Origin of the sequence: Asanoa sp. NPDC050611, from assembly GCF_040654855.1 — a bacterium.
In the GTDB taxonomy this organism is placed as follows: domain Bacteria; phylum Actinomycetota; class Actinomycetes; order Mycobacteriales; family Micromonosporaceae; genus Asanoa.
In genome coordinates this window covers 1-7,869 of sequence record NZ_JBFAIU010000349.1, presented here as the reverse complement: position 1 = coordinate 7,869, position 7,869 = coordinate 1, and the positions used below count along the sequence as shown (strand labels likewise).

Annotated in this window: 6 protein-coding genes; 1 reads left to right on the top strand and 5 read right to left on the bottom strand. The window is 71.9% G+C overall.

Annotated elements, in window-relative coordinates; translation table 11 throughout:
- The 5 genes from ppgK to AB0H87_RS34480 form a co-directional block, all read right to left on the bottom strand.
- The coding region (ppgK, locus tag AB0H87_RS34500; RefSeq protein ID WP_360155472.1) for a polyphosphate--glucose phosphotransferase at window positions 1-1,440 on the bottom strand (1,440 nt) is incomplete at its 3' end.
- Between the two features lie 40 nt (window positions 1,441-1,480).
- Window positions 1,481-3,577, bottom strand: coding sequence for a hypothetical protein (locus tag AB0H87_RS34495; protein WP_360155469.1), 2,097 nt, complete (start codon window positions 3,575-3,577; stop codon window positions 1,481-1,483).
- Window positions 3,578-3,605: 28 nt separating this feature from the next.
- A complete protein-coding gene (locus tag AB0H87_RS34490; protein WP_360155466.1) occupies window positions 3,606-4,292 on the bottom strand; it encodes a CPBP family intramembrane glutamic endopeptidase in 687 nt (228 codons plus the stop codon).
- A 70-nt stretch (window positions 4,293-4,362) separates the two neighbouring features.
- Entirely contained in the window at window positions 4,363-4,848 is a 486-nt protein-coding gene (locus AB0H87_RS34485; protein ID WP_360155463.1) for a hypothetical protein, read from the bottom strand.
- A gap of 104 nt (window positions 4,849-4,952) precedes the next feature.
- Window positions 4,953-6,827: a M6 family metalloprotease domain-containing protein gene (locus AB0H87_RS34480; protein WP_360155460.1), complete on the bottom strand. Its 1,875-nt coding sequence runs from the start codon at window positions 6,825-6,827 to the stop codon at window positions 4,953-4,955.
- A 225-nt stretch (window positions 6,828-7,052) separates the two neighbouring features.
- Here AB0H87_RS34480 and AB0H87_RS34475 point away from each other — a divergent pair.
- The coding region (locus AB0H87_RS34475) for a serine/threonine-protein kinase (protein ID WP_360155457.1) at window positions 7,053-7,869 on the top strand (817 nt) is incomplete at its 3' end.

Sequence of the window (7,869 nt, the reverse complement as noted above, 5' to 3'; positions counted from 1 at the left end):
GGCGGCAACAACCGGGTCGTGGGCGAGGTCTACGGTTCGGCGGCCTGGCTGGTGACGCTGTCGGCGGTGCTCGCCACTCCGCGCCGTCGAGGCCTTGCGGGCCGTCGTCGACTTGCGCGCCGTCGTCGACTTCGTGGCCGCGGCCGACTTGGTCGCCGTCGTCGACTTGCGCGGGGACGTCGCCTTGCCCGCGGTCGACTTCCGCGCCGTAGTCGCCTTGCTGGCGGTCGACTTACGGGGCGTCGTGGCCTTGCTCGCCGTCGACTTCCGCGCCGTGCTCGCCGTCGACTTCCGCGCCGTCGTCGCCTTGCTCGCCGTCGACTTCCGCGCCGTCGTCGCCTTGCTCGCCGTCGACTTCCGCGCCGTCGCCGCCTGACTCGCCGTCGACTTACGCGCCGGCGCCGACTTCCTGGCGGCCGACTTGCTTGGCGTCGTGGCCTTGCCAGCCGTCGACTTCCGTGCCGTTGTCGACTTGCGCGCGGTGGTCGACTTCGTGGCCTTGCGGGCCGTGGACGCCTTGCGCGGGGTCGAGGACTTCGCCGCCTTGCGTGCCGTCCCGCTCGGCCCGGACGTCGCCTTCTTCCGCGCCGTCGCGGTCTTGCGGGCGCCGCCGGTCGCTGCCTTCCGGGCGCCGCGGGTCGCCGTCTTGCGGGCCCCGCCGGCGGCCGTCTTGCGGGCCGTGTCCGTGATCGGGCGCCCGTTGTGGGCCTGCGGTGACGCGAGCGCGGCGCCGATGATGCCCGCGTTGTTGAGCAGCATCGCCGGCACGACCTCGGTCTCGATGTCGATGCGCGACAGGAAGCTGTCGGACTTGCGGCTCACCCCGCCGCCGACGATGAACAGGTCGGGGCTGAGCAGCTGCTCGAGGTGCTGCAGATACTTGCGCACCCGCTTGGACCAGGCGCCCCAGCCGAGGTCCTCGTCCTGGCGCACCCGGGCGGCCGCCCGCTTCTCCGCGTCGACCCCGTGCATCTTGATGTGGCCGAACTCCGTGTTCGGGACCAGCATGCCGTCGATGAACACGGCGCTGCCGATGCCCGTGCCGAAGGTCAGCATCACGACCTTGCCCTTGCGGCCCTTGCCCGCGCCGAACTCCATCTCGGCCATGCCGGCCGCGTCGGCGTCGTTGATCAGGGCGACCGGGCAGTGCAGCTCCTGCGAGAAGAGCTGGGCGCCGTTGGTGTTCATCCACGACTTGTCGACGTTGGCGGCGGTGCGAACGACACCGTTGGAGATCACGCCGGGGAACGTGATGCCCACGCGCTCCGGGCGGCCCTCGAAGTGGCGCACCACCTCGCCGACGGCCGCGACGACACTCTTCGGGTTGGAAGGCTCGGGCGTATCCACCCGGAAGCGCTCGCCGGTGAGGTCGCCACGCCTGATGTCGACCAGCGCACCCTTGATGCCCGAGCCGCCGATGTCGATGCCGATGACCGCCATGAACTCACGTTACGCCCGGGACGATGCTCGCGCAGGGTAATCACGACAAGGGCGGTGGCGTCAGCTTGCGCTCATCCACATTGGATTCGGTGGGACCCGCGGCGTACCGCGAAGCGCCCGCGTTGCCCGCTCGGCTGCCGATCCATTTCGCCGCCGGCGGCTGTCCGCCGACGCTGCGCGGCGAGCGGCCCGCCTCGTCGACCGCCGGGGGCTCACTCTCCGCGACGCCCGGAGCGGCGATTGTCGGCACGTCCTGGTGATCACCCGTACGCGAGTCGTCGAGCGCCTCACCCACGAGCGCGTCGGCGTCGTTCCCCGCGTCCGCGGGCACGCCGTCGCGGTGCGCCTCGGCGCCGTTGGTCGACACGCCGGCCACCAGCCCACCGGCGATCGCACCGCACCCGGCCGCCATCGCACCACCGATCACCCCGGCGTGCGAGTGGCACCCACCGGTGAAGCTGGGCGCACACGACCGCGCCGGATCCCAGGCCGGGCCCGGCACACCCGCACCGCCACCACTGGCACCACGCACCGACCCCGCTCGGCCGGCGCCCGTCGACCCGATCGGACGAGTAAGCGCACCGGTCGAGGCCGACTCAGAGCTCGACCCCGAAGCCGGGATCGAGCCCGGGCGCGAAGCGGAGCCAGCGGCGGAGCCCGAGGCCGACGCGACCGGCAGGTCGGCGAAATACGGTCCGGGCGCACCCGCCGGCGGCGTGCCGGGCAGCACCATGGGTGCCGGCGCCGGGCCGCTCAACGCGGGCGGCCCAGCAGGCAGCGGCGCCGGTCCCTCGACACCGGCGGCCCCGCCCAGCGGTGCCGGCTCCGTAAGCGGCGCCGCCGGCCCGGCCGAGGCGGCGATGATCGGCCCGGGATACAACCCCGGCCCGACATCCGCGGCACCGGACGGCACCACCCCGCCAGCCCCGGCGTCCAACGACGCACCGGCGACCGCCGGCGTCCCGGCGCCCGGCCACGGGCGGTAACCCAAGCGAGCAGCACCCGCAGGAGCAGGAGCAAGACCAACCCCAGCGGTGGCCGCGCTCCGTGCCGGCGACCACCGGCCCGCCTCCTCCGCCTCGGCGGACCCGTCGTCCACCGCCGCCTCGTCGCGGACGGCGGTGCGGATCGCGTACTCCAGCGCCGCCAGCAGCAGCAGGTCGATGAGCAGCGCCGGGATGGCCGCGAACTGGTACACCGCGAACTCGAACACCCGGGTCAGCAGCAGGTCGATCAGCACCGCCCGCTGCAACCACCGGTAACCCGTCACCTGTCGCTTCTGGCGCAGCCGCACCAGGCCCCAGACCACGCACGCGGCCGAGATCAGCGAGCTGGCCCCGCCCACCGCGGTCGGCACCGGCTCGGTGAACCGCAGCGTCACGTCCGCCCCGGCCTCCCGCGCCAGCAGCGCCGACACGATCAGCAGTGCGAAGCCGACCGTGACCACGGTCTGCACGAGCAGGACCACGATCGTCGTGATCATGGCGGACCGGCGGCGCAGGGCTCGCCCGATCCGCTGCGCCACCCGCGTGCCGATCTGGCTCACGTCATACTTCTCCGCCCGCCCCCGCGGGATCTGCTGGATCAGCGCCGCCGCCGCGTCGGCGCCCGGCAGGTCACCGGCCGCGTTGAGGCGCCGCAGCGCCATCGTCCGCGAGTGGTCGGTCATCCCGTTGGTCACGCCGGCCGCCGCGGTCGTCAGCGCCGCCGAGTACAACTCGCGGCTCGACATCGGCCGCCGGCCGTGCAGGGCGTGGATCCCGAGCACGAGCAGGACGATCACGACGTACATGATCGCGATGCTCGGGGTGAAGAAGTAGTCGTTGTCGCTGGTCAGGAACTTGCCGACCTCGTCGATGAACAACCCGAAACCGACGCCGGCCAGGAAGGACCCGACGGGTCTGATCACCCGCCCGTTGAAGGACAACAGCCCCATCACGCCGACGGCCATCAGCAGGCCGCCCCACAGTACGTGCGCGATGTGCAGGCCGCTGCCACCGAGCTGCGGATAACCGGTGATGAACAGGGCGAACCGGATGGCCAGTACCGTCGCCACCGCGGTGACGATGAACTCCATCAGCAGGGGCACGGCATTGGCGGCTCGTGGGAGCCCCCAGCGCACCAGGCGATCGCCCACACTTCTTCGTACCAAATGTGAAACGGTTTTAGCCGGAAATGGCCCAGATCGCGGCCCCCACCAGATAGCCCAGGCCGTTCGTCGCCCAGTGCAGCCCGACCGGTGCGAGCAGGCTCCCGGACCGCCACCGCAGCACCGCCAGCACCATCCCGGCCAGCACCGTGGCGAGCACCGCCGACAGCGTCACCAGCCAGGCCGCCGAACCGTAGACCTCGCCCACGACCCGGTTGTTGCCGCCCAGCCCGACCGACGGCAGCACGTGCCAGACGCCGAACAGCACCGACGACACGACGGTCGCCCAGACCGGCCCGCGCAGCCGGAAGATCATCCCCCAGAGCACGCCGCGGAAGCCGATCTCCTCCAGCAGCACGGTGCCGACCGGCACGCTGACCAGCGCGGCATACAACGCGCCGCCGACGGAGAGGTGGGCCCGCTGGTCGAGGAACGCGTCCCGCCCGGCCGGCACCGCCAGCGCGACCACGTAGAGAACGAGCACGACCAGCGCCGCGACCAGACCCCAGCGGATCCCGCGGCGCCAGGTGCCACGGGCCAGGCCAAGATCATCAAAAGTCAGCCCGGCGGCGCGGGCGAGGAGGAGCAGCACGAGGACCTCGAGAACCGAGATCCACGGGTACGCGCCGGCGAGCGCGACGTTGTTGAGGTAGTTCGCGATGCCGAGCACCGCGACCACCGCCCACAACCACCGAACCCGCACGCAGACCAGTGTCGGGGGGGTGGCACAGGTCGCGCGCGGGTTCGGCGTCTTCGAAGCGCAGCGGCAGAGGCTACTTCCGGTCGTGGCCTCCGCGACCCTGCCAGCCGCCCCAGCCGTGGTCGCCGGCGCCGTTCAGCACGCCCTTCTCGGCGGCCGCGATGATCGCGTCGGCCTGGGCCTGGGTGAGCTTGCCGGCCTTGACCGCTTTGGCGAGCCTATCCTTCAGCTGGTCGGCCCGCTGGGCCTTGGCGTCGCCCGCGAGGTCCTTCCGCACCTTCGTCAGCGCGTCGGAGACCTTCTTCTCGTCGATGCCGAGCTCCTTGGCGAGGGCCGCGGCCAGCTTCTCCTGACGGTCGGCCCGCGCCTGCCTGGCCTTCTCCTGCCAGTCCGACTTCTTGCCCTGGTCGGACTTCGCAGAAGCCGGAGCCGACGACGAAGACGACGGCGCCGGTGACGGGCTGTCATTGCCCGACGCGAACGCCGGCACGCTGATCCCGATGGCCAGAACGCCGGCGGCACCGGCGCCGACCAGCGCAAGCTTCCTGGGTACTCGCATGAATCTCGCTCCAAGTCGTGAGGGGACTCGGAGGACTCTGCGTTACTTCCCTGGAGGAAACATGGGGAGCAGCTAGTAAGTTCCTGGCAAATCTAGACAAGTGCCTATGTGCCGACCGTGATCTCGATCCGCCAGCGGTCCAGGGTCCCCGCGTCGTCCTGTGACGCGTCGGTGACCCGGAGCAACCACGACCCCGCGACCGGCTGCCCGACCATCGGCGCCAACGCCGACGGGGGCTCGGTGTCGAGCTCGAGGTGCAGGTTGCGCCCGGTGCGGACCCGATCGTGCAGCACCGCGCGCCGCCCGGTCGGCGACAGCAGCACGATCCGCAGGTCGCCCGCGAACGGATGGGTGATGTCGGCCTCGAAGGTCATCGACCGGACGATGCCCGGCGAGTCGAACGTGATCGTGTCGGCCACGCCGCCGGAACCGCCGTCGGGGATGGACACCCGCGGCTCGGACTTGCCGACGACCGTGGCACCGGCGTCGCCCACCTCGCCGACCTGGAAGCTGATCACCGGGCCGGGCGCGCTGACGTCGGAGATGGTCAGCCCGGACTCGGTGCCGTCCCAGCGGCGCGTGGCCGGGCGCGTGCCGTGCGAGACCGCGGTGCCCTCGACCCGGCCGAACAGGTCGCCGCCGTCACCCTGGTTGGCGTTGGCCTCCAGGTCGAGGTGGCCGTCGGCCTGCAGCACCGCGCACTGGTAGTGCTGCTCGCGGGTGCCCTGCTGGAACTCGTTGGAGCCGCGGGTGTCGCAGTGGTAGACCGCCAGCCCGCTGGACGGCAGGTGCTGGTCGAAACCCGCCCGCGACCGGTTCTCGACCAGGAAGTACTCGTTGTCGAGCCCGGTCGACCAGCGCAGCACGGTGTCGTAGTCGCCCTGCTTCGCCTCGAACCGCCCACCCGTGTTGAGGTCGACCTCGGTGCCCGCCCAACCGACCAGCTGCCGCAGGTACGCGGAGATCGGCGCCGGCGTGCGCCCCCGGTCGAGGTGGTTCCCGGCGCCCATCACGCAGTACATGCCGACCCCGGCGCTCTTGAAGTCGTCGCCCTCGCGCTCGGCGAGCCCGTAGTCGTAGAGGTCGGGGAAGCGGCAGAGCATGTGGCCGGCCTCGTGGCAGAACGTGCCGATGCTCAGGTCCTCGGCCCGCCGCCCCGCGCTCGTGACGATGTAGAGCTCGGTGCGCACGCCGTTGTATTCCTTGCGGTGCACGAAGTTGTGCGGCCACAGGTCGCCCTTGTACTCCGTCTGGCCGGCGTACATGATGCACAGCGAGTCGACGATGCCCTCGTCGCACGAGTCGAACCGGGACAGGTCGACGCCGGAGTCGACCGCGAGCTGGATCGCCTCCGGCACCAGCAACCCCTCGGTGTTGGCGTAGGCCAGCCGGGGCCGGCTCATCCGGAACGGCCCGACCACCACGTTGCCGAAGTCGAGCCGCCCGGTCGACATGGTCCGGAAGTAGTTCCGCACCGACCCCGCGTTGCCGCCGCCGGTGTAGCCGGTGCCGTTGAGCAGGGCGTCGACCTCGGTGGTGCCGACCGCGGCCGGGGTGTCCGGGAAGTCGACCAGGATGGTCAGCCCCGTGACGGTGCCCGAGCTGAGCCGCCGCCCCGGCAGCAGCCCGCCGCTGGGGCCGAACGTCAGGAACTTCTCGCGCCCGCCGGCGGCCTCCCCCGGCGGCACCATCGCCTCGTGGCGCTCCTTCACCCGGTTGTTGCGGACCTCCGCGGCCTCGTGCAGGTGCCGCTGCACCCCGGGCGGCGGCGGCCCGGCATCGACCCGCCGGCCGGTCGAGGCGAACGTGCCCGCGTCGACGTCGGCGTAGCAGTAGGCCCCGGCGGCCTCGTCGTAGACGGCGGTGTAGCCCTCCGGCGTCTCGTAGCGCGCGTACATCTCGTCGCCGAGCACCACCAGGGGCACGTCGTCGCCGTCGCGCTGCTGGAACCGCAGGGTCTCACCGAAGATCGCACTCACCGGACACCGCCTTCGCCTGTGGACGGCCCGACGCTAGACCTGGGCGGACGTGACGGCAGTCACGGATCGGACATGGTGACACGGTCGGCGCCAAAAACGCTGCCCGGTGGACCGACCCCCGCGCCCCCTGCCGGTCGGCACCGGGCCGCTAAGGTTGCGCGGGGGAAGGGCGCGGTCTTGCCCTGGCGGGGCGTAACACCTCGCAACATGGGGTACGGAGGCATGATGCTCAATCCCGGAGACGCGCTTGGCGGGCGCTACCGGCTGGAAGAACCCATCGCCAGTGGCGGCATGGGTGAGGTCTGGCGTGCGATCGACCAGGTTCTCGGCCGCACCGTCGCCGTCAAGGTGCTCCACCCGCGGGCGGTCGGCGATCCGGGCTTCAGCGCGCGCTTCCGCGGCGAGGCGCGCACCATGGCCACGCTGCGCCACCCCGGCGTCGTCGACGTGTACGACTACGGCGAGGGCACCGACGACGACGGCAAGCCGGTCGCGTACCTGGTGATGGGCTTCGTCGACGGGCAGCCGCTGTCGCAGCGGATCAAGGAGCAGGAGCGGCTCAGCCCCGGCGAGACGATGGCGATCGTGGCGCAGACCGCCCACGCGTTGCAGGCCGCGCACGAGGCCGGCGTCGTGCACCGCGACGTCAAGCCCGGCAACCTGATCGTCCGCCCGGACGGCCAGGTGGTGCTGGTCGACTTCGGCGTCGCCCGGTCCGCCGAGGCAGCCAGCCTGACCGGCGTCGACGAGCTGGTCGGCACGGCGCTCTACATGGCACCCGAGCAGGTCGCCAAGAGCAAGATCACACCTTCCACGGACATCTACGCGCTGGGCGCGGTCGCGTACCACTGCCTGGCCGGGCACCCGCCGTTCATGGGCGACAACGCGCTGACCATCGCCCTCTCGCATCTCGACGACGAGCCGCCGCCGCTGCCGGACGAGGTGCCGCAGGCGGTGCGCACGGTCGTCGCGACCGCCATGGCCAAGGAGCCGGGCTCGGCGGCAGTGTCGCGGCGCTGTGGGCGGATCCCAACTCGCTCAC